We start from the raw sequence: 25,420 nt of genomic DNA on the forward strand, positions 1-25,420 counted from the left end.
CGTAGTCACCTTATTGGTGATGAGAACTTTTTTCCCATAGCCAGGCGCATCAGTGGATGCCGCTATTTCTCGTGGTTTAACTGCGGGATCTAGGTTTAACAAAGATACAATTCAAGCCGCTGCCACGTTCAGTACAATGGGTTTATGTGCTGAACGTGAATTAAATTTATACAGATGCTAACTTATCCCGAGCTCAAGTTAACTTAGTCCTCCCCGTCGGGGGAAATCCTTTAGGTCTGTCGGCACCAGTAGTCGCTGCAAACTTGAAGGGGGTCATCAGTGCTTATGGCTTGAAGGTTGGGATGAGAATATCAGCGTAAAACCCCACTGAACTTTTAAGATGATGATACCAATCAATTATCAGCCTTCCATTTGATATTGCAGCCCATAGAGGGTGTCTGAGTTGTGTCAATATGACGACCATCAAGTAGTGCATCCATAGCCTGAATTAAATCGTGACCTGTCGCCTGGTGTGCAGATGAATCGTAGTTTCCAGAAGATATTCGGGTCGGTCTTGAACCATCGAATTGACCTCGATAAACCAACTTTTGTTCGCCATTAAATAGATATAAATCAGGTGTGCATGCTGCAGAATAAGCTTTAGCGACCTCCTGTTTTTCATCCAGTAGGTATGCAAAAGGGTATTGACGGGTGCGTTTTTCCTCAATCATATGTGCCATATCGTCATCGGGATATTGTTCGATGTCGTTGCTATTGATGGCGACAAAAGCGATACCCTTTTTTTGATACTGTTGCGCAATCTTTGCCAGCTGTGGTGCAATGTGGATAACGTAAGGGCAATGGTTACAAATAAAAGCTACCACCAGACCTTGACTGCCCTCGTAGTCGGACAAACTTACTGTATTGCCGTCTGTATCGGGTAAACTAAAACTTGCTGCTTTGTGGCCTAGCGGCAACATATTGGAGGGGGTCATTGCCATGTTTGTTTCCTTAAATTAGGATGAAATGATATTCCCTAACAGTTTACCTGCTCTATTCATTACAAGGTATAATTTCACTCATGCTGGGTTTCGAAAAGTAAATATGCAACAAGAATTAGAAATCTTTGAAATTCAATTATTAGATGTGTTAACCAGAGATTAAAGAGTGATCTAAAGGATGTACATTTTGTTTAGACACGTGAAATCACGTACCTTAGTTCACTTCTCTTTTCATCACACCAGCAAACTCCGAACCACCCTCAAGTTCACGAAAATCTACGTTGACTAGATCCCATCCTTCAAAGCCAAGAGAGTTAAGGTATGCCTCAATATCCTCGCGTTTCCTACCTTTGAATAATCCTGCACTTTCAACATCTTTAGTATCTACGATTTTATACTCATATCTTTTCATGGATGCACTAATACCTTTTCACGATAATGCCAAGAATTTATGTATGGCTTGGTTAATTTCTTCATCAAACTGCGAGCTGATGAAGACCGGGCGTCCCTCAAGACAACATATGAAACGTAGGCTGGAGATGATTTGACAGGGCCGCCCCCGTTATGCTCTTATCTGTGTGGGACCGACCTTGAAGAGAGGTGCATCACTGCACCCTACATGCCCTTAGTCATCAACCGATATATCTACTATATAAGTAGACACCTTCCACATCGGGCTTGTCCAACAATAGGATTAAGTCACGGAAAAAGCTCACGACCTATCCTTATTTAGCCGTATTTAACTCTGTAGAAGAAATCTACGCAGCTCTCGTTCTTGCCGCATGACATGTAAAATATAAACTTTGTCGTTATCCACTTTATAGAAAATACGGCAAGGATTAACATTCACTTCACGGTAATTTAAGTTAATTAACTCAAGTGGTCTTTTACCCGATTCGGAGTGATTTTCTAACCTGGATATTTTATCAAATACTTTTTGAGTCAATATTTTAGCCGCTGGAATATTACTTAAAGCGATATATTCAGCTATATCATTTAAATCATCGAGAGCTGGTGACGTCCATATTACTTCAGCCATTTGCTCATTTTCTCTTTTGCTTCTTGATTTGAGAAAGTATTACCATTTCTAATTGCTTGCTCACCGCGTGCTACACCTTCAAGAATAGCCATTCGCTGTTGCATGAATTCATAATCTTCCACGTCAACTAAATAAGCAGATGGTTGACCATGCTCAGTAATTAATATGGGTTCTTTAGAAATGTGGAGATCCGCTAAAATTTTGGTAGCTTGACGTTTAAGTGTCGTAACAAGTTCAACTCTCATAATAACTCCTTTATTTAATTTAATAATGTATCACAATAGTATTACATAAATTCGAGGTTACAACTATACGGCTAACGCTTCAAAGCACTGGCGCGCGATTTTTTTGTGTTTGATGCTTTTGTTTGTGTACGCCCAGAATCTCTAATTTAGTTGTTTTGCTATTTTTTAAAAATAAGTCTTTATTTCCGAAACGGAAAATACGAAGCGTTTTGGGTGAAGCCCAGCGAGTAATTTTCCGATTGAGATTTTTTTATATCTGGTTGAATTACTATTAAGTTGATAAAACAATCCATGTCTCCTTGCGTTAATCATTTCGGTAAAAATAATATTCGTTTAACGCTCAAACAACAACTGATGCTGATAAGCGGGAATCAAACATTATGCGCTCGCGAACCCGAAAATAAGCACAATAAAAACAGATGAGGGCAACTCGTAAAAGAACGAGCTTACATTGCATCTTCTATACTAGGCCTCTGTTTCACATCCTAAGTTCTTCTTGGAAAAATCTAGTGTGTCCTCGCAGGTTTCAAATACATAATAATAGTCATTACCCTCATATAAGTCTGGTGCGCCATCACTTGTGCTGCACCAAACTCTATATTCTAGTACTGTATCCCAAACATATCCTCCGCCAGCTTTGGCTCTGGCTTCAAATGTTCCTACTAGGCTGGTATTGTCAACCGGCGGATAATTACCAACGCCCCAATAAGAGGCTAAAAATTGTTGGCTAAAATAGTGAGGCACGAACGGCAGCCAACTTTTTTTAGTCCTTTTGATTGCCTTGTGTAATCGGGTAACCAGGGGCTCTTTCGAGCCCCAAGTCCCCTAAGAACCGTGCATGCGACTTTCACCGCACACGGCTCAAGCCCCTTTAAGGCTATAAGCTATGAAGCAGACCCAGCATGCTAGAAACAAAGATACCTGACTCAATACTGGTATTGCAACGAATAAAACTTGCGCTGATTCCAATATAGATCATAGTCCGGATTGAAGGGGGTGGCCTTAGCTTTAACCTTGATGTGCCTCCTAATAGAAACATTTCCAATGTCAAAGATTCTAAGTACGATTGGCCCTTCCTTGTTAAAGGCTACACAGGAAAAGACCCAGTTATCGCGACCGATGGATTTGAAATACTTTCGTCGAATCCAGCGTTTGCCTTTATGTGGGTGTCTCCTAATAGCCCAGCGCCATAGAAACTTAAAAATGCGATGCCTAATGTAAGAGAAGGTGGCTTTGGAAACCACATGTCGATGATAATATGCCCAACCTCGAATAACGGGATTAAGTTTTCTGATCAGAACATCGGTCGCCAAACCACGATGAATGTTGATTATTGACTTCACCTTAAGAAGAAGGCTTCTAGAGGACTCCCAGGAAGGAGTGATTAGAAGTTTGCCCTGATACTTCCTAATGTTTTGGCCTAAAAAATCAAAACCATCGTCGATATGCGTGATGGCAGTTTTCTCCTCAGATAGAGTAAGCCCCCTACTAAAGAGAAATTTCTCGATAGCCGGTTTAACCTGATAGCGGAGAATTTCGTCGGACTGACAGGTCACTATAAAGTCATCTGCGTACCTGACAAAATTTACTTTGTAGTTAGGTGGCGCTGCGGATTTAACAATCGCCTCCAATCCGTCCAGTGCTATGTTGGCTAGACAAGGAGACCATTGTCTCTTTTGTTGGCTAACATCATGCTTGATCCCCTGGACAAAGAGCTTGAGAAACGAGGGCACCAGTTTGCCCGCTATGCGGACGACTTTACCATTTTGGTAAAGTCGTCCGCATAGCGGGTGAGCGTGTGCTTGGTAGTATCAGCAGATTCCTGAGTCACCGCTTGAAATTGGCCGTTAACACGACTAAAAGCCACGTCGTTAAAACCAGTGAAAGCAAATTCCTTGGATCCGCGTTCAAGAGAGGACGCATTCAATGGCATTCGAAGACTTTGCTCAAGTTTAAACAGCAAGTTCGGCGGTTAACGAACCGTAACTGGGGCGTGTCGATGCGTTACCAACTCTTTAAAATCAGCCAGTATTTACGTGGCTGGATAAATTACTTTGGGATCGCTAATTGTTATCAACGCTGTGTCGTTCTGGATCAATGGATCAGGCGCAGAGTGAGAATGGCGTATTGGCGGCAGTGGCGTAAGCCCCGCACCAAAGTGAGAAATCTAATGAGATTAGGACGGTCCGACGCTCGGGTGCATGTACAAGCTGCGGTTGCGTGTGGTATCACCAGTAAAGGACCATGGCGTAGTGCTAAAACCCCGGGGATCAATCAAGCTCTGTCGCTTGATTACTTAAAATCCGAAGGGCTTTATTCATTACGTGATGGTTGGATTGCGCTTCACTATCCTAAGTGAAACGCCCTGTGCGGAGTCGCCCGGGCCGACGTTTCGGTGCAGGGTGTTGTGGGGGCTGGAGGTTAGAGACCTCCGGCTACCCGATTATCCTTCACTGCCAATCTACCTTCGGCTCTTTTTGTGAATCTGCGCAATCTTTTAAATATAGATTGATGAGATTTTGATAAGGTATACCGTTCTTTTCCGATAGCTTTTTAAAGTAGCCAATTACGTCTTTGTCTAATCGAATAGTTATTTGTTTCTTCGTTTTTTTTACGTAGGGATTCTCTATGGAATCCTTAAAGTCATAGTGTTCACGCATTATGGAAATCCTTATAGATTTTACGCTCTCGTTTATCTGCCTTACGTGCCGAAATGATTCGGATAACATCACCATCATCGCGATAACAATGACAAACAATCAGCAAGCAACTAGTTGTACTTTGACCTAAAATAATAAATCGCTCTTCTCCGTATGAGCTGTCGGGATCGGGTATCAACCGGGCTAGAGCATCAGAAAACACAGTCTTAGCTTCATCGAAACTTACACCGTGCTTCTTAGAATTAGCAGCAGCTTTTACTATGTCCCACTGAAAATTAAAATCATCCATAATTAAAGTGTAGTTACATTGTAAGTTAAAATCAACCTCGTGTAGGATAACGCTTGAGTAAGTGGTTAATTAGAAGTGCGAAGCAGCGAAAATTAATCCACTTGACACACTTGTTATGGGTACATACCATTAAGTACCCATTATTGATATTTAAAGCGTCTTTATGCCAAAAAATACTAGTATGACCCTCGGTAAGCACTTTGATGGCTTTATAGCTCATCAAATCGGTGAAGGTAGGTTTGCGTCTGCGAGTGAGGTGGTGCGTGCCGCCCTTAGAATGTTTGAAGACAATGAACGGAAAATTGCAACTCTGCGACACCTGATTGAAGAAGGTGAACAAAGTGGCACCGCTGAGTATAGTTACGAGAGCCTTATGAATGAACTCGATAACGAACTTGGTTAATGAGGGCATTTACACTTACCAATAAAGCCAAAGCTGATTTGAAGTCGATTGCTGTCTACACTCAAAGAAAATGGGGTAAAGAGCAACGAAAGATTTATTTGCGACAATTTGACGATGCTTTCCATATGCTATCAAAAACTCCAGTTGTAGGTAGTAAATGTGATTTTATTAAGGAGGGATATAGGAAGTTTCCTGCTGCCAGCCATTTAGTTTTCTATCACAGTGTAAATCAATCTGAAATTGAAATTGTTCGTTTATTACATAAACGGATGGACGCCGAAGCACAACTCAAGAACCCATAACGCTTAATATATGGGGATTTTGGGAGCGCTTTACAGCGAGTAAAATTCCCACATAATGTTTTTGTTATGTTTACTATTGCCAAGCCTTTAAAGTTTTCAGCTTGTTAATAGCCTCTGATTCTTCGAGCAATACCCAACCTAAATGATAGTCAAGTAGCATATTGTAATGACTTTCTACTGCTCTTTTTGATTCAGCTTTACTTTTGAAATGCTGATACTCAAAATAATAGACCTTGTTTGATTCAAAGTCGTAATCATAAGATAAGTTTGCAATTTTGATTAGTGCATTGGGAGTAAATGATATTTTGCGAGATCCTGGTTCAATTTCGACTTTTGCAAAGCCTGGGTAACCAATACAACCTTTATGAACATCATCAACACCAACCAATAAGCATCCCCATACACCCGCCATATCAGGCTGGAAGAAGTAAGCTAAGGCTTGACCATTTGATGGTTTTTCATTCATTTCAAATCTAGCACCTTCAGATTCCTTGTCCATACTTACACAGCCTTGAATCAGTAAGGCTATAACTATTGCTAGAATTCTCATCATTATCCTTTTTATAAATCTACAGCCAAAATTTCGGTGAACATAATATTAATAAATAGCAAGCCCCCGTGTTTAAGTACGGGTCGTTGCGTTTGATTTATAATCATTATTTTTAACATTGAGGATAACTTATTGCAAATGCGAAGGTTTTTTATTCGTCTATTTCTTGCTCTACGGAAATACGGGGATTACATAATATCTTGCATATATACGGGGGGCGAGACTATAACTGTATAAACATGGCTGTATTCGCGTTAAGTAGTGGTATTCACCACAATCAAACTCCCTCAAACTTAAGTATTTGATAAATAGATGTGACTATATCTATATTGACGTTTGACATTTAAATATCAACTATTATCTAAGTAAAGTTGTTGCTAGGTGTAAATTTTTACTGGCTGCAATGAGCGAACATCAGGCATTCAGAAATATCTACACGATCCCCCTTCTAATGGACATAAATATTAAAATATGTCCAATAAACTTGTATCTAATGGACATAAATATTGAAGTGTGTCCAATAAACTTGTATCTAATGGACATAAATATTGAAGTGTGTCCAATAAACTTGTATCTAATGGACACGAATATTGAAATATGTCCAATAAACCTGTATCTAATGGACATAAATATTGAAATATGTCCAATAAACCCATATCTTATGGACATAAATGTTGAAATAGCGCAGCAATGCTTCCTAGGGTGGATGCATACAATCTAGGAATGTAATGAAACAGATCGAAATAAAACAAGAATTGGATACCATCATAAGTTGTTTGCGGAACATGGGAAAGTCAGCTTCTGTTGGTGCTATAGATGATTATCTAGACGGAATGTTAAACAAGAAAACTATTCAGCGAAGATTAAAGTCATTGATGGACAATGGCTATGTTAATTGCGTTGGCGAAAAGAAGTTTCGAACTTATCGGCTTGCTGATAATTCGTTGAGCAGTTCAACTACTAAACCAGATAATGTTGCTAACTATGCGCCTGAAAAACAATCTAGCGAATTCAATCACCCTATATTTTCTGCTAAGTCTTTAGAGGCACTCTCATATTTAGATACACCTCAATTTGGACGTACTAAAACCTCTTATAACTTCGACCTGCTTAATGATTATATTCCGAATGAGACTACGTATATGCCTGCTGAAGCGCGGGAACGTATGCTTTCTATTGGTAAGCGATTTGATAATGCCTTGGCTGCGGGTACTTATGCAAAACAAATAGCACAAAGATTGCTAATAGATTTATCATACAACTCTAGTCGCCTAGAAGGTAATACATATACAAAGTTGGATACTAAACAGCTTATCGAGCAAGGTATGTTAGCTAAAGATAAGGTTGAGGAAGAGACTGTAATGATAATGAACCACAAAGAAGCAATTCAGTTCATAATTGAAAGTGCAGAACATATTACACTTAGCCCATTTATAATAAGAAATATTCACTCTCTGTTATCACAGGACTTACTAGCTAATGTGAATGCATGCGGTGCTGAACGTGAAATAGAAGTATTTATTGGAAAGTCTGCGTACACACCATTAAATAATCCTCATCAAATTAAAGAATATTTTTCCTTGCTGCTATTGAAAGCTGAGAAAATTATAGACCCTTTTGAACAAAGCTTTTTCTTATTAATCCAATTGTCGTATTTGCAGGCATTTGAAGATGTAAATAAAAGAACTGCTAGGTTGACCTGTAACATACCTTTTATTAAAACAAATTTATGTCCTTTAAGTTTTGTTGATGTTCCTCAGGAAGACTATTTCAAGGCGCTGTTGTATTTTTACGAGACTAATAAATTATTGCCTGCCATAGAGTTATTCGAGTGGGCATATATGAGATCTTGCGAGCAATATAGTGTAGTTAAAGAGTCCTTGGGTGAGATCGATTCATATCGAATTCAATTTAGAGTTGCCCGTAAAGATGCCATGGGTCTCGCCATAAGAAATGGCTATAAAGGTGATAGAATCAAAAGCTTTTTGTTTGAATACTGTAATGAAAATCAAATTGAATCACCTGAAAAGTTTGTTGCAATGACAAGTAATGACTTAGAGTGCTTGCATGTAGGGGCTATTGTAGGGTTAGGTATTACCGAAGCATTGTTCAAAAAGTGGTCTAATGAATGAAAAGTATTAAATCATGTTTTAAAAACTAAATTAGGATTATGTGCTACTTTGATCTGAGTAAGCAGCAACCTCGAACGTCTCTAATCGCAACTTAGGTGGCACATAACGCTTTTAGAATGGTACTTCTAAGCCAGCATTATCCGTGCTCTTTTTATTGTTTATTGCTAAGTATTCATGCTTGAATGCGGCATTGAAGAGCATTTCAAGCGTAAAATCACCGGAAGCTGGAGCGTGTTCAAGTGCTCGCATCCATCCTAAATATTGGTGCAGATAAGCGGTTCCTACACCGTGAAATTTTGCCATCCATGTCTTTAATCGACTCATATAATTGTTCACATTTTGAATGTGATAAACCCGCTTAATCACACGAGTTCCTTGGGATGTTATATTGCGATAATGTTTAATCCCATGATCTTTAGCAAACGACTTGTAAACCTGATTGCTGTCTGTACATAATATAGATTGATCTGTGATAATTGGCTCTAAAGCCCCGTGAATTTCTTTATTGTTTGGAGCATCAAGTACAAAGTCAGTAAGCCCTCCGTTTCGGTCACGCACTATTAGAGCAGGAACTTGATCGCCTTTAAGTTTTTTATTCCCAATACCACCGCGCTTTAAGAGCTATAACGCTTTGCCAAGGGGCAAATGCGAACGTTGTTGGGCTTTGCCCAGTGAGTATTTGTCCCAGCCGCGTTGTTTGCGGCGATTTTAGGCAACTTGTTATATTTGTATTTCAAAGCTCTAATTTCTCTATATCCCAAGGTTGAGTTACATCTTCTCTGTAAGCATCCCAACCCAGAGGCAAACTAGCTAATTCAGCAATTTCTGGAAATTTTTGAAAAAAGCAGCCCATACAAACAACCATGCCATCATCTGGATCATCTGTTGTATTGCACATGAACTGCCATTCACCATCTTCATAGTGAGTGGTGTTTACAAGTGCCTGAACAATTGGCTCACTCTTATCATAAACAAATTTAGTTGTTACAACGCAGGTGTTTATAGCGCAATCAAAAGGCCAGTCATTTACAGAAAATGTATGATTGTGTGACATGCTTCCCTTCAAATATAAAACGCTTCGCATAACGGGCAAATACTTGCTGGCTATACTTGGCGAAGAATGAGCCGCAGCTAGCGAGTAGTTGTCCTAGCGAGCTTGCGAGCGTGTTTATGCGTTTGTTAGGTGACAGACTCATGATCGTTGACCGATCGTGAATGCTCATTCTCACCCACTATCCGTAGGTGCTCAAGCAGTGAATGTCGATCCGCGTATGTCATGCCAGTGGTTGGTATCGGGGCTAAATACCTCATGATGATTTTCCCCGGGCGGATTTTCCAGGCTCCGGGCGGCATACATTGTCGGCTACCCGCTATATAAACTGGGCATAACGGGACCTGGGCACTGATTGCCATGACAACGGGCCCTTTCTTGTAGGGGCTCAGGCTGCCGTCGACACTGCGTTTTCCTTCAGCAGACAAGTAGACCAGGCCACCATTTGCAGCGTACTTCGCCGCCTTCTCAATCTGGCGTTTTGATTGAGAAGGATTCTGGCGGATAATGACCCAGCCGAGAATAAACGAGACCCAGCCGAAAAATGGAATTAGCGCGTACTCGATGTTCCAGATTGCCTTGACCGGCTTGTCCCAAGCCGCGAACCCTACCGTGGGGTCAATAATGCTCTGTTGTGTCAGCCCGACGATTATCCCGCCCTGCTGAAGTTGCTCGGGCCCGATATCGTACTGCACTTCGAACGATATGCCAAATATGGACAGAAAGGCTTGGTTCCAAGCCCGCACCATTCGCCTGCCTAAGCGGTCGGAAAAAGGGGCAATAACCAATGCGCCTCCCAAAAGAGGCGCCATCAGCGCAAGAGCCAGTGCGTACCGAGCAATTTGTGAGGTCGTACCCATGATTGTCACCTAACGCCCAAATAACAGGCAAAAAATAGTGGGCTAAAATAGGAACGAAGTGACAAAAAGCCCGCTATTTTTTGTCCTTGTTGAATTTCTTGTATGTGTACGGTTACGCTAACTTTGATACTTTTTGATCTAAATCGAATTTAGAGTCAGTTACGATGCGTTCTAATACCTCTGTACGATCTCTAAGCAACTCGACTTCTTTTTGTAACTCAACGGTATTTTTACCGTCAATTTCTTTGCGAAGTTGCTGAAGCTGATCATTAAGCTCAGATTTATATTTAAAGTATTTTGAGATAAATATACCAATTAATATTGGCGAACTAAAAGTCAGGATAACTAATAACAAATTGAACATTCTTCATTTCTTTAAAGTTAAAACGTGTATTAAGCAATCATCGCACCAATAAATATTCACAAAATATCAGTAACTTACGGTGAATTAAATTTGTTTTATAAATAATTTACACCAAACATTGATGAATCAAACCAATTTGTAGTACACATAACGCTTCGAATAGGAGGCGCGCGCTTTTTACGCGTCGACCCTAATTTGTTTGTTATATTTTTTATGCTGCTGCAAAATTTACTGAGTGAACATTAGTCAGGTTAATTTTCTGTTTAGCATGCCAAAGATCATAATTATCTTGCATTGCTAACCAACTCTCAGGAGTTCTGCCAATCGCTTTTGACAAGCGAAGTGCCATTTCTGGAGAGATAGCACTTTGACCTTTTAGCACTCTGTTTAAAGTGGAAGATGCGACATCCAATTGTTTTGCTAAATAGCGACAACTAAAACCAGAAGGCTCCAAATAAACATCGTAAATGAACTCCCCTGGGTGCGGTGGATTATGCATACTCATTAGTGGTAGTCCTCATAGTCGAGAATAAAAGCATTGCCGTCAATATACTTGAAAGTAATGCGCCAATTACCGTTTACTGTAATAGACCAAATCCCATCCCTATTGCCTTTCAAAGGATGTAATTTAAAACCGGGTAAATTGATATCTTCAATTTCCTGAGCGGTATCAATAGCAGTTAGTTGCATACGTAATTTACGCTGATGCTTTGCCTGAATACCGAACACGCTGCCAGTTTTGAAGTACTTTTTAAGACCTTTGTGTTTAAAAGATTTAATCATAAATCAATTGTAGCGTGATGCGCATCACCTGTCGATAAAAATATAACGCTTTTTATAAATGGCGCGCGTTTTTTACGCGTCCAGTGAAGGCCGTTTTTTGGCCGTAACGATATTTAATAAACTTGTGTAATCGGGTAACCGGGGGCTCTTTCGAGCCCCAAGTCCCCTAAGAACCGTGCATGCGACTTTCACCGCACACGGCTCAAGCCCCTTTAAGGCTATAAGCTGTGAAGCAGACCCGGCATGTTAGAAACAAAGATAGCGGAATTAACACAGGTATTGCAACGAATAAAGCTTACGTTGATTCCAATACCTATCATAGTCTGGATCGAAGGGGGTAGCTTTAGCATTGATCTTAATATGTCTCCGGATAGAAACACTGCCAATGTCAAATACTTTGAGAACGAGTGGCCCTTCCTTGTTAAGGGCTAAACAGGAGAAGACCCAATTGTCGCCACCGATGGATTTGAAGTATTTACGTCGAATCCAACGTTTGCCTTTATGTGGATGCCTCCTGATAGCCCAGCGCCACAAGAATTTGAAGATACGATGCCTAATGTAAGAGAAGGTCGCTTTGGCAACTACATGTCGATGAAAATATGCCCAACCTCGAATAACGGGGTTAAGTTTTCGAATCAGGACATCGGTTGCCAAACCTCGATGAGTGTTGATTATTGCCTTAACCTTAAGAAGAAGGCTTCTAGTAGACTCCCTGGAAGGAGTGATTAGAAGTTTGTTCTGGTACTTCCTAATGTTTTGGCCTAGAAAATCAAAACCATCGTCGATATGCGTGATGGTAGTTTTCTCCTCAGATAGAGTCAGCCCTCTGTCCAAGAGGAATTTCTCGATAGCTGGTTTAATGAACTTAACTAGACACCCAAAGTAATAAAGTACCCAATCATAACGTATTCAACAAGCAAAAATTGTTGGATATCAGCTCACTATTTATGTTTTAAAGTGACAAGTTCGACTTATTTGGAATTAAAGTAGATGAATGCTGTGAAATGTGTCGCTCAATTCAAATTACAGACAGCAGGAATTGACACATTTTGTGTTAGTGACTTTGACCATATATGGGGTTGTAATTCAAGCAGATTGAAGTAAAGCTCTGGCCTTTGCCATCCCTCGTATACGTTGATGGTTTGTATGATGTTTGAATTGTTGCAGCATATGTTCACTGCCCACTGAACTTAACTAGACACCCAATGAACTTAACTAAACTTAACTAGACATATATACCTGTGCCCACCAAAATACCAGTGGCCCCAGTGACATCACCTGTACCGACACGTATCCCATCTGTTACATTAATTATTGACGCATTCGCCTGAAAACCAGTAAATAAAAACAAAATGGGTAGTAACTTCTTAAACATTAATAATTCCTTTGATTTCTTTGTCTCTAGCGCATTATGCGCGACAGACTTTTATAGAGTGGGTTGATGGTATTAAACTTAAAATATGTAAAAGCAATTTACATGCCGAATAATAAAAAATCATATAAAACAAGGTGATAAATTATTATGCCTGTTGCCAATATATGTAAATGTAAAAAATACCGACATATCCATTTGAATTAAAGAGTCAGGTCTGTGGTGCCTGCCATTCACGAGCTATGCCATCGCTTGATTTGCCGTGGTTTGCTAATAAGACGGTGAAAGGGTCGCGTTTGATGGGATGTCAGTCATGATGTTGACTGTCCGGTATGAGCGAAAGGACTAAACCGCTCTCGCGGTAGGGTTGTCCCCTTTGATCACGCAAAACATCTCACCATTACTGTTCCGCTTCTAAGCTGAGTAAAGGGTAATTCGCCCTGAACTTACTTAGGAATATAATGATGACTCAACTGATTAAAACCATTAGTCCCCTTCGTCAGCGCATGATAGATGATATGAACATGCGTAAACTCAGCCCTAAAACCCAGATTGGCTACATTCGTGCGGTGGCAAAGCTGTCCGAGTACCTTAAACACTCGCCAGCACATGCCACATCACAGGAGTTACGGCAATGTCAGATAGCATTAGCCGAACAAGGTACATCGAATATCACCATCAATGCCACGTTATCAGGGTAAGCGGCTAATCAACCCACGTATCAAACAGTCGTAATACTGCGCTTATAGTTCCACGGCAATAACGCTTCAAAATCTTCCACCGTTTTCGCATAGGGTATCGCTTTGAATATAGTATTGAGATATGCGTATGGCTCAATGCCATGTAACCGAGCGGTTTCAATCAAGCTGTAATGTGCGGCACTGGCGTTTGCGCCAGCAGGTGTGTCGGCGAATAACCATGCACGCCTCCCAACGGCAAAAGGGCGAATGGCGTTTTCAGCCATAATGTTACTGATGCGAAGCTGCCCATCTGTGCAATACACAGTGAGTTTATCCCACTGATTATGCAAGTAGGTCATGGCCTTGCCAGTTAAACTGTCGGTGGCCACGCGCGGTTTGTTTGCCGTGAGCCATGCCTGCAGTGTGTTTAATATCGGCATGCTCTTAGCTTGGCGAACGGCCAGTCTTTTCTCATTGCTAGCATGTTTGATGGTGCGCTCAATCCCATAGAGCTTGTTAATCAGGCTCAAGGCCATGTCGGCTTTGCTGGCTTTTATTTTTTTCCCTTTAGGTTGTGATTGCTGTGCCTCGATGAATTTGCGGCGAGCGTGATCCATACAGCCTAATTGAATGAGCTGGTTTTTGCGGCACACTTCGTTGTAACCTGCATAACCGTCGGTTTGCAGGTAGCCATGAGTAAATCCATGTAGCAAGCGCATAGGCACATGGCGAGCACGCGATGGGTCATAGTCAAACAGCACGCTTTGTTGGTCGGCTTTACCGCCGAGTGTCACCCACATAAATTTATCGCCCGTGGGCGCAAGCCCTGGCTCTTTTAATACCTGAATGCGGGTTTCATCCGCCATAATGAGTGAGCCGGCATGCTGAGTCTCCCTTAATAAGTTAATTAAGGGTTGGATTTGTTTGCCTAGCGCAATGACATAGTTGGCGAGTGTTGTTCTTGATATGCTGCCCCCGTATCGTTCGATAATCCCCTCTAATCGATAAAGCGGCATGCCATCGGCGTATTTAGCAATAATGATGTAGGTCATTAAGTTGATACTGCCCATGGCTTTGGGTACAGGGTGTTTAATGACCTCAGCCGCTTTCATGGTGGTTGTGCCTTGTTCGTCTTTAAACACCGCCTTTTCCTGCATGTACTCTAGTACCTGTACTTTGGCAGGGATAATATCTAGCTCTTCTCTGACTTTCACAAAGAAGGTATTGATTGCGCCTTCTTTTTCAGTATCTGACAAATACGCAAACACTTGGGTGCGTGGTAGGTTTTTAGCAAAGGGTTTGCGACCGGTTTTGGCTTTAGGCTCGCTTGTGGTCGGTAACTCAGGCTCAGTTTGTTCTGGCTCACTGGTCGCTTCGGCTTCGTTAACCTGCGGGGTCAGGTTCGCTGAAACGTATCATTTGTTACCAAGTTTACCGTTCAACCCGTTAAGTTGTTTAGTCCGCTTTGGGCGTATAGCCGAAGTAACAATCAAAGGTGCCCAATGACCGGAGTTGGCACAAACTTCACCCTCAGGCTTATCGCTCGACTGTCCGGTATTAGGCTCAGAGCTCCCAGTCAGTAACTAGCTAGAAAAACATCGAAAGTGTGATTATTGATGTTTCATGAACACAAGGAGGATTCTGAGCTATTTAACATAACATGTATTATAGGAACTCTTTGGTGAACCAAGAAAGGTGAAGATTGGCATCAATAATCGCATGTGTTATGTTAATTTGACTTTTTAAAGGCGTAAAAAAACGCCTATCTAGGTTCGCTATGACAGACGTTTTAGACATTCTTCGCTTAAGCCGTTGCTAATTTTTTCTCATTGCCAGAATTCAAAAGCATTCTGCGAGTATCAACAACTAGCTTCTTTGCTTGAGCTAACGCAGCACCTGCCTCAGCTTTCTTTAATATCATTAATTCTTGTTCTGACATGCGATATCCTCTTTAAATATACAACTATAGAATACATTTCTTAATTAGAAAAATCCATTTAAACCGTTGGAACTACTTTCTTTATATTTAGTTTATTTTTTTGTAGAAGGATCAACGTGCCTAGGTGAGCTTCACTCATTCTGCCCATGATGAGACTCAAAGGCCTAGTGAAATCACAGAAAAAGCGAAAATTATCATTGTGACCTGAAAAGATATTTTCCTCGTTACGATATAGATTAATTGTTCCAAAATAAATACTAGGTTTAGGTAATTCATTTGGGTCGCACTTAAAGTGTCTAGTTGCTACTGGCATAGATACAATTGACCGACCCTTCTTGTCTCCATAAAAATAATCTTTTGCTAGTACTTGTATGTCCTCTGGATAATTTTTAGCGTTTTCAATCGAAAAGTGGGTGTCAGGAATGAACACATTTTCTCCCTTAACAATAGCAGTTGGTGCGCCGATCATGTTGTAGTTACTAAGTGTTTTGTCATTATCTTTCCAATAAACAGGGAGCAAGGCGTCCTTTACATCTCTATCTTGGGTAAAATCATTGGGTTCAATTTCCGAAAAATCACCATCTTTTCCATTTAGCGCTTTAAATAACGATTTATTTCTAGTTCCAATCTTAATGCTTAATCGCTGATCCACCGCAAGAAAATATGATGGTTTTGCATCAAATGGTACTTCAAATCGAACAGGTGGCTTTTGTTCTGGAAAAACCGCGTCAAGTGAAAGACCACCTACTTCCAAACTCAACATAAGGTTTGCTCTATACTCTATGTCAGAGCTTGGATCTGCAGGATTGACGTTATCATATGTCCGAGCAAGACGACCGAAAGCAGTCAATACTGCCCTTAACGCTATCCGTTGTTTTGCTATACTCTGTTCAGCACGTACAATTTTAGATTCTGCGTCATTGGTATCGTCATTGTGTATGAACTTAACTAGACACCCAAAGTAATAAAGTACCCAATCATAACGTATTCAACAAGCAAAAATTGTTGGATATCAGCTCACTATTTATGTTTTAAAGTGACAAGTTCGACTTATTTGGAATTAAAGTAGATGAATGCTGTGAAATGTGTCGCTCAATTCAAATTACAGACAGCAGGAATTGACACATTTTGTGTTAGTGACTTTGACCATATATGGGGTTGTAATTCAAGCAGATTGAAGTAAAGCTCTGGCCTTTGCCATCCCTCGTATACGTTGATGGTTTGTATGATGTTTGAATTGTTGCAGCATATGTTCACTGCCCACGGCGGTGCTGAAGTGTTGTTCGAACTCGGTAGTGAGAGTCAACCATTGCTCAGAGTCGAGGCCTAGGCACGCTAAAATGGGGCTATGATGTTGCTCTATATAACCTGCTTTATCCTCTCGAATACAGCGCCCTGTGCAATCCACTAGTTCACAATAGTCAATCAAGCTGTAAGCAATGCCTTTAGGCATGTCTTGTCTGTGATTGCCCACAAAACGCATCAGATTTTTAGGTTGTTCGCCTTTGATGAGACAGTGTATACGTTGCTTGATACTGGTGTGTTTTGACGTTTCTGGTGTGGTCTCCATCTTGGCGCGAATAGGATTTAAGTCTACATAAGCCATACACGCTAAAACCGCACTTTCATCTAACAATGCTTGAGATTTGAATCGTCCTTCCCAGAACCTGCCTGTGCATTTATCTTCTTTGTTAGCTTCACGGGCTATGTATTCATTGAGGTTTCTCATTAGCCAACTGATGTCATATAAACGTTGACGGTAAATCGTCACTGTTTCATCTAGGCTGATACATTCACCTTTACTGAGCTTATCCCCTCTTTGATACTTTTGACTTAATAACGTGCCTTGGTACATTTGGTGCCAGCGCTTTATCACTTCTTCCATTGACCAGTTATCTGCCAAGTCTTTGTCCACACACAGCACTACGTGGGTATGATTGCTCATCACTGCATAGGCACAAATACCAATAGAAAATACCGACGATAAAAATAACAAACGCTCCTCGACCCAACATCGGCGATGCTCATAACTCTGCCCCGTAAATTTATCTTCACCGCATAAAAAAGAACGACGAACACAGCGAGAAACGCAGTGGTAATAAGGGGTATTCATTAAACTTATTTGGTTTTTACGTGGCTGAGGCATGACAGACCATCCTTGGTTGTTTGAGTACCTTAAAGATTAGAACATAACCGCTGTTTTACTACTTTTTAAAAGTGGGTGTCTTATTTAGCTTTATATAAACGTTGACGGTAAATCGTCACTGTTTCATCTAGGCTGATACATTCACCTTTACTGAGCTTATCCCCTCTTTGATACTTTTGACTTAATAACGTGCCTTGGTACATTTGGTGCCAGCGCTTTATCACTTCTTCCATTGACCAGTTATCTGCCAAGTCTTTGTCCACACACAGCACTACGTGGGTATGATTGCTCATCACTGCATAGGCACAAATACCAATAGAAAATACCGACGATAAAAATAACAAACGCTCCTCGACCCAACATCGGCGATGCTCATAACTCTGCCCCGTAAATTTATCTTCACCGCATAAAAAAGAACGACGAACACAGCGAGAAACGCAGTGGTAATAAGGGGTATTCATTAAACTTATTTGGTTTTTACGTGGCTGAGGCATGACAGACCATCCTTGGTTGTTTGAGTACCTTAAAGATTAGAACATAACCGCTGTTTTACTACTTTTTAAAAGTGGGTGTCTTATTTAGCTTTTATTTTAAAATAGGTATATGGTTACTTTTTTTTAGTTTGTTCGGGCGCATCAAAAACCGCCTTGTTAATCGATGTGCAAGTCACAATATTTATAAATCATCAAAAAACACCACATTATTACGGCCTCTTTTCTTTGCCTCATACATTGCTTTGTCAGCACATTCCATCAAGGTAATTTGGTTTTTTGCATGCTGAGGATAAATGGCTACGCCAATACTTAAAGAAATATACAGGATTTCATTATTGGTCATCACAAAAGGTTCTTCTATCGTTTTGCGTATTTTAGTGGCCACATCCTTTGCGTTGTCATAAATGTCAGGGAGTACAACGACAAACTCATCTCCGCCTAGCCGTCCAACTGTGTCGGTACCGCGCAAACAATATTGGATACGTTTGGAGACTTCTTTTAATAACCAATCACCCACTTGATGTCCGTGAACATCATTGACTTTTTTAAATCCATCTAAATCAATAAAAAGAATGGCAAGATTATTTTTATTACGATCAGTAAAGGCTATAGCTTGCTTTAATCTATCGTCGAGCAAACGACGATTTGGCAGTTGTGTTAACGGATCAAACGAGGCCTCCTTATCAAGGCGTATTTCCGTGTTTTTTTGCTCAGTAATATCATAATTGACCCCAACTATCCGGATCGCCTTGTCTGCTTTGTCATATGTGGTTTTTGATACCGCTTTAATAAAATGAACCGAATTATCCGGCCAAACCACACGAAATTCAGGACAATATTCACGCTCATGTCTAAGAGCCGCCTGTATTTCTCCGTCAATATGCGACCGGTCATCTATATGTACTCTGTCAAGCCACGCCTCGTATAAATCTGCAAAATCTGCCTTTTCTAAACCATATAATTGATACATGACCGAGTCCCAATTCAAAATGTTTTTTTCAACATCCCAATCCCAAATCCCTACAATTCCTGCTGAAGCCCCTGCTTTTAGTCGATCAACTAATATTTCTAATTCCATTTTCGCTAGGTGCGCTTTTCTACTGTTGCTGGTAATGTTTAGCATCACAAACAGTAAAAGTAGCGCTACAACTATACCGGTCAAGCCGACTAAGTTAGGTAACATATTTTCAATATTAGTTTCAAAAACGGAGGTGCTTTCAAAGTGTATGGTCCAGGATCGGCCTGGAAATTCAATCGTTTTAACGATAGAAAAAGCAGATTTAAAATCTTTTATATCTGCACCAGATGAATTGTCTTTAATTATTTTAGGCGTGTAAAGCAGATCATCTGCATCCTCTGAATCTCCATCATAAATTGAAAAAATGATGCGTCTATTTTCATTATTTAAGAAAATACCATTAATCAGATTATTAATACGAAATGGACTATAAACATATCCGATAAGTTCTTTTTGACGCTGAGAAATATTTTCAATAGAGGCACCATTGCGATATACAGGCAGATACATAAGAAATCCATTCTGCAAATCATTGCCATTTTCCTGAACCAGTTTAACCTTGGCGGAAAATGCTATATCACCATTATCGCGGGCAATATCCATAGCGTTATGGCGAGTCTTTTCTGAGTACATATCATAGCCAAAGGCACGCTGATTTCTAGCTGTGAATGGCTCAAGATAGACAATACTAGTGTATTGATCCCGTAATCCTGCGGGAAAGACAGTAAATTCATTGAAACCTTCCAGCCGTACCGAATTGACAAATGTCTCTTTTTCTTCTGGTTTCAAAATAACGGCATAACCAATCCCTTGCATGCCAGGCCAATATTTATCGACTTGTAAATTAATGATATAATTATGAAATTCAAGGCGACTAACGCGACCACTCGATTTAAATAGCCCTACACCGCCACGTAATACTTGCTCATATCCCTGCATATGCTGTTCGATGGAGATAAGGGTTTGGGCAACCTCAAATTTAAAAAGATCTTGGGTATGGCGTTGGTTAACTTTAGTAATGATCGTCCAGGCAACAAAGGTAATACAAAGACTTAATGAAAATATAAACCAACAGGAAAAAGTACTTTGCATAAACTTAAAATAACTTTTTTTCACTTTACGTTGCATCTGCATTAATTTCTCTGTAGATAAATTACTCGATATTAAAGGTCCCTCTAAATTTCGTTTTCAATATGTATTATGACATCTTTTATACTTGGAAAACTATGAATAAAATTCGCATGCACTGCGTAAATATTAATTCAACTCTGTGACTGACGCTTGGATAAATATCAAAGATTGGCCCGGGTTGTCCACAATCCAGCAAAGTTAAGTCTCCATAAATCACCGAGAGAACCATGTTAATGACTCTTTTACTCACCCTAGACGGTGTGCATAACGTTTGCCTAAATTCTGACCTTATTGTGGCTGGCGAAGCCCCGCGGTCTTAGCGCGCAGCAATAAGCGGCAAATACAAAGTGAAACGCAATAAACAATTTTAGGGAATAAATTAAACAGCTTCAACTGTGAGCTCGCGGCAGCATAGCGCAACTTCGTAAATTTGATCTGGTTTAATGTTTGCAACTTATTCATTGAAGATGAAAATATGGCAATCGCTAAAAAAACAAATCAGATCGTTGAAGCATTTGAGCTGTGGCGAAAAAACCGGCTTAGTCGGCGTTCTGCAACCCCACAAGCACTGCGCCAACAAGCAGTTGATCTACTCGAACACTGCTCGTCCAGTAAAGTCAACGCGATGCTGCGGATCAGTGGCACACAATTGAAACAATGGCGTGAAGCCGTTGAACCAAGCCCAACATCCTCTGACTTTATTCGCTCACCTGGGCAAGGCGCGAGGGAGCCTGTTGCTAACGATCATCTCAGTGTCGAGCTTCGGTTGTGTAATGGTGCAGCATTAACGCTTTCAGGGGATATTTCCCAAGCCCTACTCGTGGCCATGATCCAGGAAGTTAGATCGTGATCCATTTAACGGCCCAAACGCCGATCCTGATCGCCACTGAGCCTGCTGATTTTCGCATGGGGATTGATGGTTTAGCGGCGCTTTGCCGTAGCAGGCTGACGCACGAGCCTCGTGGCGGGATCTTATTTGTGTTTATTAATCGCAATAAAACCATGATCCACACACAACAAACGGCTAAGCGAAACAGTGAGTAAACCTTTTACAGATATTGATGGTCAGGCGCTGGAAGCGCTGATAGCCCGCGTGACTGAGGCCAAGGAAAACACCCTGGCGTTAAGTGAGCAAGACAGCCAGTTGTTATTGGATGCGTTGCTGACGTTGGCGAGTATGCAGGACCGTTTAACGCATCATAACGTTACTATTCATAAGTTACGAAAATTGCTGGGAATAGAGAAATCATCTGAGAAACAATCGGATGTCACGCCAAAAAAGCAAAAGCCCGCCAAGCCTCAAAAGCCTGGTAACAAGCGCCAGACCAGCGCCTCTTCAGATAAGGGATTTACGCCGGTCAAACCCACCGTGGTTATTCACCCGTTAACCACCATCAGTAAAGGGGATAATTGCCCAGAATGCCTCACCGGTAAGGTATATAAAACCGAGCCAGGCAGTTTCTTGCGGATCACCGGCCACAGTCCGTTTACGCCCGAGCAGCATGTGATGGAGCGAGTTCGCTGCAATACATGTGGGGCTTATTTCACGGCGGAGCTGCCACCGGACGTACTGCAAGAGGGCCCGGGGACCCGAAAATACGGTTATTCCGCGTGCGCCTTGATGGCGATCTACAAGTACTTCGCGGGGTTACCTTTTTACCGCCAGAGCAGTATTCAAAAGCTGTTGGGCGTGAAGATCAGCGCATCAACGGTGTTTGACCAGATTGAGCTGGTGTGCAATGCCATTTATCCGGTCTTTCACCACCTTTTAAATCTGTCTGCGGATGCCGTGCATTACGCCATTGATGACACCACACACCGAATTCTGGATGCTAAGCCCATTGAGAAAAAAATACGTAACAGTGATAAAACGCAGCTACGCAGTGGTGTGTATACCTCGGGTGTTATCGCTACCACGAAGAACAATCAACACATCGTGTTATTCGAAACCAATATCGGCCATGCCGGTGAATTTATTGACAGCATCTTACAAAACCGCAGTCAATCCAGTGCACAGCCCATTATTATGAGTGACGCACTTGCCAGCAACCGCCCGACGGTGAGGGAAACCATGGGATCGTTATGTAACAGCCATGCAAGGCGGCAGTTTGTTGATGTGATCAACCATTTCCCGGAAGAAGTTGAACATATTTTAACGCGCTATGGCGAGATCTGGTCACACGAACATCACGTAGAAGAGCAACAACTGAGCGTAGCCAAACGGCTTGAATATCACCAAACGCATTCGTTGCCCGTCATGGCAGAAATCAAATTGTGGGGTGAAACCCATTTGGCAAACGAAACAATAGAAGAAAACAGTGGCTTAGGCAAAGCGATAAAATACTTTATCAAACACTATGCAGGACTCAGCCTGTTTTGCAGCGTGCCCGGCGCGAAAATCGACAATAACGGCATCGAAGCGATGCTGAAAATTGTGGTGAGAGACAGAAAGAACGCGATGTTCCACAAAACATTACTGGGCGCGACAATCGGAGATGTCATCACCTCGATGATAGCAACCGGTATGGAAGCGGGCGTCAACGTTATGGATTACTTTACGCTACTGCAACGAGAGCAAGCACAAGCTAAAGCTCATCCAGAAAAATACCTACCCTGGAATTATCAGGAAAATAGTTAAGCACGATTTCAATAAACATCGGCTGACGTAGGCTTTTGCCTAGGTCAAGCTATGCTCCCGTAAGCTCACATCAAACTGACTTATTGAACGTCTATGGTCAGCGTATGCAGACTGTGCATCACCGCACCATTGAGCATATTCTGACGTGTCATACGCCAGCTTGCGGTGAAATCGCTAGTCAGTGCGAGGACTGTCTGTACGATACCGTACAACATCTGTCTTGTGGCAACCGTTTTTGTCCGTCCTGTGGGCATTTAGCCAACGGTGATTGGCTCACCAGACAACAACAAAAGTTATTGCCCGTCGATTACTACATGGTGACCTTCACTGTTCCTAGGCAGTTAAGACCGTTTGTATGGCATCATCAAACGTGGGCTTACAACATGCTATTTGACTGCGCCGTCGCCACCTTACAATCCTTCTTCAAACGGGATAAAAAACTACTGGGCAGTGCTGGACTCACCGTCGTATTACACACTCATGCCCGTAATTTGGACTTTCATCCTCATGTACATCTAATTGTACCGGCGGGCAGCTTCAACAAACGCCGAGGCCTGTGGCGACACAAAAAAGGACTCTACCTGTTTAAAGCCGACAATATGGTCAGGGTGTTTCGGGGTAAATTCGTGCAGGCCATGGCACAAGCAGGTTATCGATTACCGCCCAACACACCCAAAAAATGGAATGCTGATTGTAAGCATGTCGGTAAAGGTGACAAGGCCTTAACCTATCTGGCTCGCTATCTGTATCGCGGTGTTATCAAAGAAGACAATATCCTGTCTTGCCATAACGGTATGGTCACCTTTAGATACAAAAACAGCACCACCAAACAATACCAAACCCTCACCGAGCCTGTGGTCGAATTCCTGTGGCGGGTCATACAACATGTGTTACCCAAAGGCTTTCGCCGGGCACGTGATTACGGCTTTTTACACGGCAACGCTAAACGCACCTTGCAACGTATTCAGCTGATGCTCAAGGTCAGGTTATCGCCACCGCCCATCCGGAAGCTAACCCAAAAGTGTTGCCCGCATTGCCAAGGTAAACTGCACATTATCTGGATCAAGCGCGCTCGAAGTCGCACACAAATACGGCCATCGTCGCTCACATTAAAGCGAACTAACACAGCAATGGATTGCGCCTAGGCACAGGATGCGCCCACGCCAACAACGCTAAAAAAACCCAAGGGGGGTGACAAGAGAAAAAGAACTAAAAAGGTAAGTAAAACAGACAGCTAAAGTAGTAATAATGGCGGTCTTAGCCAAACTCGTCTATAAAAAAGAGATGTTACAACAATAAATCGTTACTCCTCAGCCGTCCTTCGATATATCTACTATAAAAGCAGACACCTTCAACACCGGGCTTGTCCAACAACAGGATTAAGTCGCGGAAAAAGCACGCGACCTATCCTTATTTATTAGGTTTTTTGGGGTGGTTAGTAGAAATCTTTGATTGCATAACCGCATGCCTTTAATTCTTTAGCTACCTCAGTCTTCCATGCCCCAAGCGGGTCTAAAGACACATACACTACCCCGCTAATATCGTTTGGAGTTTCTATATTGTCTTTTACCAGAGAGCATACATTTTCCCTTCCGAGCTTTGCCATGAGATAACCGTGCTCGAACACCACATTTTGGCGTGCTCGGTTTCTTGGGGGCATATTAGACTCGTGAGCACCACGCCCGTGATCACAGGCCGTGTACAGGACAAGTGCAAAATCAGCATCATTTGAATAGTGCTCTATTTTCTCAATTATGGTCATGCCTGCGCTGGCTTGCTCATGCAAGATAATTGTTTCTAAACCAAGCTTTTCAATAAATCGGCCTACCTCTTGCTTTGCCTCGTTGTCGCGACCATGAACGATAAATACCTTACGCTTGTTTCTTGCAACCACAGTAGGTGGGGGAGTTGAAGCGGAATCTGGCATCATAGCTTGTACTACAGCGTGCGTCGGCACATTATCCGACCCTCCAAACTCTAATGCGTCTAACACAGGCGTAAACTGCTCTGATAAGTAAGCCCTTCTTTCTGCATAGCTGCTATACATGGGTTTTATATAACCCCAAAATGAATCGAGGTTTCTATGTTGGCGCAACCAATTCGGAAGTAGCATAGCTATACCAGTATTACTCAATAGCTCGTGGCGTAACTCTTGGTACTCACCGTCATCAGCGGATAGGCCTGTAGCTCTAGCTGTTAGTAGATTCGCAAGGTAACTTACTTTGTCGAAGTTATTTTCTAGAAATTCAGTGCTCAAACTATACTTCCTTACTAGTACGCCGGTTGTGTTTTTATAGCCTAACGCTTAATTAACAGGCTAAAAATAGTGGGCTAAAATGGAGCGAAGCGAACAGCCCGCTGTTTTTAGTCCTTGTTGAATTTC

At 41.7% G+C, this 25,420-nt stretch carries 31 protein-coding genes and 2 pseudogenes; 9 read left to right on the forward strand and 24 right to left on the reverse strand.

The annotated features are described in order from the left end of the window. Nucleotides 1-353: 353 nt before the first annotated feature. The 6 genes from CXF95_RS18550 to CXF95_RS18575 form a co-directional block, all read right to left on the reverse strand. Complete coding sequence (locus CXF95_RS18550) at nt 354-941, reverse strand: thioredoxin family protein (protein WP_101200037.1); 588 nt, start codon at nt 939-941, stop codon at nt 354-356. Nucleotides 942-1,155: 214 nt separating this feature from the next. Continuing rightward, nucleotides 1,156-1,353, reverse strand: a complete 198-nt coding sequence (locus CXF95_RS18555; RefSeq protein WP_101200038.1) for a DUF4177 domain-containing protein — start codon at nt 1,351-1,353, stop codon at nt 1,156-1,158. Between the two features lie 327 nt (nt 1,354-1,680). After that, complete coding sequence (locus CXF95_RS18560) at nt 1,681-1,980, reverse strand: type II toxin-antitoxin system RelE/ParE family toxin (protein WP_101200039.1); 300 nt, start codon at nt 1,978-1,980, stop codon at nt 1,681-1,683. Continuing rightward, nucleotides 1,968-2,225 carry a type II toxin-antitoxin system Phd/YefM family antitoxin gene (locus CXF95_RS18565; protein ID WP_101200040.1) on the reverse strand — a complete coding sequence of 86 codons (258 nt, stop codon included), beginning with the start codon at nt 2,223-2,225 and terminating at the stop codon, nt 1,968-1,970. Before CXF95_RS18565 ends, CXF95_RS18560 begins: the two co-directional genes overlap by 13 nt. Nucleotides 2,226-2,690: 465 nt before the next feature. After that, nucleotides 2,691-2,969, reverse strand: a complete 279-nt coding sequence (locus CXF95_RS18570; protein WP_101200041.1) for a hypothetical protein — start codon at nt 2,967-2,969, stop codon at nt 2,691-2,693. Nucleotides 2,970-3,151: 182 nt separating this feature from the next. Next, nucleotides 3,152-3,958, reverse strand: a complete 807-nt coding sequence (locus CXF95_RS18575) for a group II intron maturase-specific domain-containing protein (protein WP_232787913.1) — start codon at nt 3,956-3,958, stop codon at nt 3,152-3,154. Here CXF95_RS18575 and CXF95_RS31535 point away from each other — a divergent pair. Next, nucleotides 3,890-4,584, forward strand: a pseudogene (locus CXF95_RS31535) (group II intron maturase-specific domain-containing protein); the annotation flags it as partial. The gene CXF95_RS18575 and the pseudogene CXF95_RS31535 overlap by 69 nt on opposite strands. 91 nt (nt 4,585-4,675) lie before the next feature. Here CXF95_RS31535 and CXF95_RS31540 read toward each other — a convergent pair. Then, a complete protein-coding gene (locus tag CXF95_RS31540) occupies nt 4,676-4,963 on the reverse strand; it encodes a BrnA antitoxin family protein (protein ID WP_369809328.1) in 288 nt (95 codons plus the stop codon). Continuing rightward, on the reverse strand, nt 4,878-5,174 hold the full coding sequence (locus tag CXF95_RS18590) for a BrnT family toxin (protein WP_101200043.1): 297 nt from the start codon (nt 5,172-5,174) through the stop codon (nt 4,878-4,880). The genes CXF95_RS31540 and CXF95_RS18590 overlap by 86 nt, the downstream gene beginning before the upstream one ends. A 163-nt stretch (nt 5,175-5,337) precedes the next feature. On the opposite strand from CXF95_RS18590, the gene CXF95_RS18595 reads away from it, so the two are divergent. Together CXF95_RS18595 and CXF95_RS18600 are read left to right on the forward strand one after the other, a co-directional pair. After that, nucleotides 5,338-5,577, forward strand: coding sequence for a type II toxin-antitoxin system ParD family antitoxin (locus tag CXF95_RS18595; RefSeq protein WP_101200044.1), 240 nt, complete (start codon nt 5,338-5,340; stop codon nt 5,575-5,577). Then, the gene (locus CXF95_RS18600; RefSeq protein ID WP_101200045.1) at nt 5,577-5,879 is read left to right on the forward strand and encodes a type II toxin-antitoxin system RelE/ParE family toxin; all 303 of its coding nucleotides are present in this window, start codon (nt 5,577-5,579) and stop codon (nt 5,877-5,879) included. Before CXF95_RS18595 ends, CXF95_RS18600 begins: the two co-directional genes overlap by 1 nt. Nucleotides 5,880-5,952: 73 nt before the next feature. On the opposite strand, the gene CXF95_RS18605 is transcribed toward CXF95_RS18600, so the two are convergent. Continuing rightward, nucleotides 5,953-6,378 carry a hypothetical protein gene (locus CXF95_RS18605; protein WP_157828177.1) on the reverse strand — a complete coding sequence of 142 codons (426 nt, stop codon included), beginning with the start codon at nt 6,376-6,378 and terminating at the stop codon, nt 5,953-5,955. Nucleotides 6,379-7,157: 779 nt separating this feature from the next. Here CXF95_RS18605 and CXF95_RS18615 point away from each other — a divergent pair. After that, entirely contained in the window at nt 7,158-8,561 is a 1,404-nt protein-coding gene (locus tag CXF95_RS18615; RefSeq protein WP_198556624.1) for a Fic family protein, read from the forward strand. A gap of 111 nt (nt 8,562-8,672) precedes the next feature. Here CXF95_RS18615 and CXF95_RS18620 read toward each other — a convergent pair whose 3' ends face one another. From CXF95_RS18620 to CXF95_RS29650, 8 genes are all read right to left on the reverse strand, one after another. Then, nucleotides 8,673-9,164, reverse strand: a complete 492-nt coding sequence (locus CXF95_RS18620) for an IS1595 family transposase (protein WP_255418938.1) — start codon at nt 9,162-9,164, stop codon at nt 8,673-8,675. Between the two features lie 130 nt (nt 9,165-9,294). Continuing rightward, a complete protein-coding gene (locus CXF95_RS18625) occupies nt 9,295-9,615 on the reverse strand; it encodes a hypothetical protein (RefSeq protein ID WP_101200048.1) in 321 nt (106 codons plus the stop codon). A gap of 125 nt (nt 9,616-9,740) precedes the next feature. Continuing rightward, nucleotides 9,741-10,472 (reverse strand): 1-acyl-sn-glycerol-3-phosphate acyltransferase, encoded by a 732-nt coding sequence (locus tag CXF95_RS18630; RefSeq protein ID WP_101200049.1) that lies wholly within the window; start codon nt 10,470-10,472, stop codon nt 9,741-9,743. Nucleotides 10,473-10,584: 112 nt separating this feature from the next. After that, a complete protein-coding gene (locus CXF95_RS18635) occupies nt 10,585-10,836 on the reverse strand; it encodes a hypothetical protein (protein WP_101200050.1) in 252 nt (83 codons plus the stop codon). 211 nt (nt 10,837-11,047) lie between these two features. Next, nucleotides 11,048-11,341: a HigA family addiction module antitoxin gene (locus CXF95_RS18640; RefSeq protein WP_101200051.1), complete on the reverse strand. Its 294-nt coding sequence runs from the start codon at nt 11,339-11,341 to the stop codon at nt 11,048-11,050. Further along, on the reverse strand, nt 11,341-11,619 hold the full coding sequence (locus CXF95_RS18645; RefSeq protein ID WP_101200052.1) for a type II toxin-antitoxin system RelE/ParE family toxin: 279 nt from the start codon (nt 11,617-11,619) through the stop codon (nt 11,341-11,343). The genes CXF95_RS18640 and CXF95_RS18645 overlap by 1 nt, the downstream gene beginning before the upstream one ends. A 267-nt stretch (nt 11,620-11,886) precedes the next feature. Next, nucleotides 11,887-12,453 (reverse strand): group II intron maturase-specific domain-containing protein, encoded by a 567-nt coding sequence (locus tag CXF95_RS31545; protein ID WP_157828178.1) that lies wholly within the window; start codon nt 12,451-12,453, stop codon nt 11,887-11,889. Nucleotides 12,454-12,844: 391 nt separating this feature from the next. Next, complete coding sequence (locus tag CXF95_RS29650) at nt 12,845-12,994, reverse strand: hypothetical protein (protein WP_157828179.1); 150 nt, start codon at nt 12,992-12,994, stop codon at nt 12,845-12,847. Between the two features lie 458 nt (nt 12,995-13,452). Between CXF95_RS29650 and CXF95_RS18655 the strand changes: the two genes are divergently transcribed. Beyond that, entirely contained in the window at nt 13,453-13,692 is a 240-nt protein-coding gene (locus CXF95_RS18655; RefSeq protein WP_232787917.1) for a phage integrase N-terminal SAM-like domain-containing protein, read from the forward strand. A gap of 20 nt (nt 13,693-13,712) precedes the next feature. On the opposite strand, the gene CXF95_RS18660 is transcribed toward CXF95_RS18655, so the two are convergent. The 6 genes and pseudogenes from CXF95_RS18660 to CXF95_RS18685 form a co-directional block, all read right to left on the reverse strand. Then, nucleotides 13,713-15,071: an IS66 family transposase gene (locus tag CXF95_RS18660; RefSeq protein WP_157828181.1), complete on the reverse strand. Its 1,359-nt coding sequence runs from the start codon at nt 15,069-15,071 to the stop codon at nt 13,713-13,715. Nucleotides 15,072-15,475: 404 nt separating this feature from the next. Next, entirely contained in the window at nt 15,476-15,610 is a 135-nt protein-coding gene (locus tag CXF95_RS31165; protein ID WP_255418930.1) for a hypothetical protein, read from the reverse strand. Nucleotides 15,611-15,668: 58 nt separating this feature from the next. Beyond that, nucleotides 15,669-16,460, reverse strand: coding sequence for a hypothetical protein (locus CXF95_RS18670; RefSeq protein ID WP_101200056.1), 792 nt, complete (start codon nt 16,458-16,460; stop codon nt 15,669-15,671). A 315-nt stretch (nt 16,461-16,775) separates the two neighbouring features. Further along, nucleotides 16,776-17,756 carry a transposase gene (locus CXF95_RS18675; RefSeq protein ID WP_101200057.1) on the reverse strand — a complete coding sequence of 327 codons (981 nt, stop codon included), beginning with the start codon at nt 17,754-17,756 and terminating at the stop codon, nt 16,776-16,778. Nucleotides 17,757-17,848: 92 nt separating this feature from the next. Then, nucleotides 17,849-18,250, reverse strand: a pseudogene (locus CXF95_RS18680) (transposase); the annotation flags it as partial. A 181-nt stretch (nt 18,251-18,431) separates the two neighbouring features. Next, nucleotides 18,432-20,402 (reverse strand): CHASE domain-containing protein, encoded by a 1,971-nt coding sequence (locus tag CXF95_RS18685; RefSeq protein WP_101200058.1) that lies wholly within the window; start codon nt 20,400-20,402, stop codon nt 18,432-18,434. 472 nt (nt 20,403-20,874) lie between these two features. Here CXF95_RS18685 and CXF95_RS18690 point away from each other — a divergent pair, with 472 nt between their 5' ends. From CXF95_RS18690 to CXF95_RS18705, 4 genes are read left to right on the forward strand one after another with little or no spacing between them, the layout of a single operon-like run. Beyond that, the gene (locus tag CXF95_RS18690) at nt 20,875-21,249 is read left to right on the forward strand and encodes a hypothetical protein (protein ID WP_101200059.1); all 375 of its coding nucleotides are present in this window, start codon (nt 20,875-20,877) and stop codon (nt 21,247-21,249) included. Continuing rightward, nucleotides 21,246-21,443 carry an IS66 family insertion sequence element accessory protein TnpB gene (gene tnpB, locus CXF95_RS18695; RefSeq protein WP_101200060.1) on the forward strand — a complete coding sequence of 66 codons (198 nt, stop codon included), beginning with the start codon at nt 21,246-21,248 and terminating at the stop codon, nt 21,441-21,443. The genes CXF95_RS18690 and tnpB overlap by 4 nt, the downstream gene beginning before the upstream one ends. Next, the gene (locus CXF95_RS18700; RefSeq protein ID WP_101200061.1) at nt 21,436-23,037 is read left to right on the forward strand and encodes a transposase; all 1,602 of its coding nucleotides are present in this window, start codon (nt 21,436-21,438) and stop codon (nt 23,035-23,037) included. Before tnpB ends, CXF95_RS18700 begins: the two co-directional genes overlap by 8 nt. Nucleotides 23,038-23,072: 35 nt before the next feature. Beyond that, nucleotides 23,073-24,182 carry a transposase gene (locus tag CXF95_RS18705; RefSeq protein ID WP_255418931.1) on the forward strand — a complete coding sequence of 370 codons (1,110 nt, stop codon included), beginning with the start codon at nt 23,073-23,075 and terminating at the stop codon, nt 24,180-24,182. Nucleotides 24,183-24,472: 290 nt separating this feature from the next. On the opposite strand, the gene CXF95_RS18710 is transcribed toward CXF95_RS18705, so the two are convergent. Next, nucleotides 24,473-25,294 carry a TIR domain-containing protein gene (locus tag CXF95_RS18710; protein ID WP_101200063.1) on the reverse strand — a complete coding sequence of 274 codons (822 nt, stop codon included), beginning with the start codon at nt 25,292-25,294 and terminating at the stop codon, nt 24,473-24,475. Nucleotides 25,295-25,420 lie beyond the last annotated feature (126 nt).

This window comes from Paraglaciecola sp. MB-3u-78 (genome assembly GCF_002835935.1).
Taxonomy (GTDB): domain Bacteria; phylum Pseudomonadota; class Gammaproteobacteria; order Enterobacterales; family Alteromonadaceae; genus Paraglaciecola.

Bases quoted from the DNA above. Each gene is read 5' to 3' on its own strand.
- CXF95_RS18550 (WP_101200037.1), bottom strand. From the start codon at position 941: ATGGCAATGACCCCCTCCAATATGTTGCCGCTAGGCCACAAAGCAGCA.
- CXF95_RS18555 (WP_101200038.1), bottom strand. From the start codon at position 1,353: ATGAAAAGATATGAGTATAAAATCGTAGATACTAAAGATGTTGAAAGT.
- CXF95_RS18560 (WP_101200039.1), bottom strand. From the start codon at position 1,980: ATGGCTGAAGTAATATGGACGTCACCAGCTCTCGATGATTTAAATGAT.
- CXF95_RS18565 (WP_101200040.1), bottom strand. From the start codon at position 2,225: ATGAGAGTTGAACTTGTTACGACACTTAAACGTCAAGCTACCAAAATT.
- CXF95_RS31540 (WP_369809328.1), bottom strand. From the start codon at position 4,963: ATGATGGTGATGTTATCCGAATCATTTCGGCACGTAAGGCAGATAAAC.
- CXF95_RS18590 (WP_101200043.1), bottom strand. From the start codon at position 5,174: ATGGATGATTTTAATTTTCAGTGGGACATAGTAAAAGCTGCTGCTAAT.
- CXF95_RS18595 (WP_101200044.1), top strand. From the start codon at position 5,338: ATGCCAAAAAATACTAGTATGACCCTCGGTAAGCACTTTGATGGCTTT.
- CXF95_RS18600 (WP_101200045.1), top strand. From the start codon at position 5,577: ATGAGGGCATTTACACTTACCAATAAAGCCAAAGCTGATTTGAAGTCG.
- CXF95_RS18605 (WP_157828177.1), bottom strand. From the start codon at position 6,378: ATGGACAAGGAATCTGAAGGTGCTAGATTTGAAATGAATGAAAAACCA.
- CXF95_RS18615 (WP_198556624.1), top strand. From the start codon at position 7,158: ATGAAACAGATCGAAATAAAACAAGAATTGGATACCATCATAAGTTGT.
- CXF95_RS18625 (WP_101200048.1), bottom strand. From the start codon at position 9,615: ATGTCACACAATCATACATTTTCTGTAAATGACTGGCCTTTTGATTGC.
- CXF95_RS18630 (WP_101200049.1), bottom strand. From the start codon at position 10,472: ATGGGTACGACCTCACAAATTGCTCGGTACGCACTGGCTCTTGCGCTG.
- CXF95_RS18635 (WP_101200050.1), bottom strand. From the start codon at position 10,836: ATGTTCAATTTGTTATTAGTTATCCTGACTTTTAGTTCGCCAATATTA.
- CXF95_RS18640 (WP_101200051.1), bottom strand. From the start codon at position 11,341: ATGAGTATGCATAATCCACCGCACCCAGGGGAGTTCATTTACGATGTT.
- CXF95_RS18645 (WP_101200052.1), bottom strand. From the start codon at position 11,619: ATGATTAAATCTTTTAAACACAAAGGTCTTAAAAAGTACTTCAAAACT.
- CXF95_RS29650 (WP_157828179.1), bottom strand. From the start codon at position 12,994: ATGTTTAAGAAGTTACTACCCATTTTGTTTTTATTTACTGGTTTTCAG.
- CXF95_RS18655 (WP_232787917.1), top strand. From the start codon at position 13,453: ATGATGACTCAACTGATTAAAACCATTAGTCCCCTTCGTCAGCGCATG.
- CXF95_RS31165 (WP_255418930.1), bottom strand. From the start codon at position 15,610: ATGTCAGAACAAGAATTAATGATATTAAAGAAAGCTGAGGCAGGTGCT.
- CXF95_RS18675 (WP_101200057.1), bottom strand. From the start codon at position 17,756: ATGCCTCAGCCACGTAAAAACCAAATAAGTTTAATGAATACCCCTTAT.
- CXF95_RS18685 (WP_101200058.1), bottom strand. From the start codon at position 20,402: ATGCAGATGCAACGTAAAGTGAAAAAAAGTTATTTTAAGTTTATGCAA.
- CXF95_RS18690 (WP_101200059.1), top strand. From the start codon at position 20,875: ATGGCAATCGCTAAAAAAACAAATCAGATCGTTGAAGCATTTGAGCTG.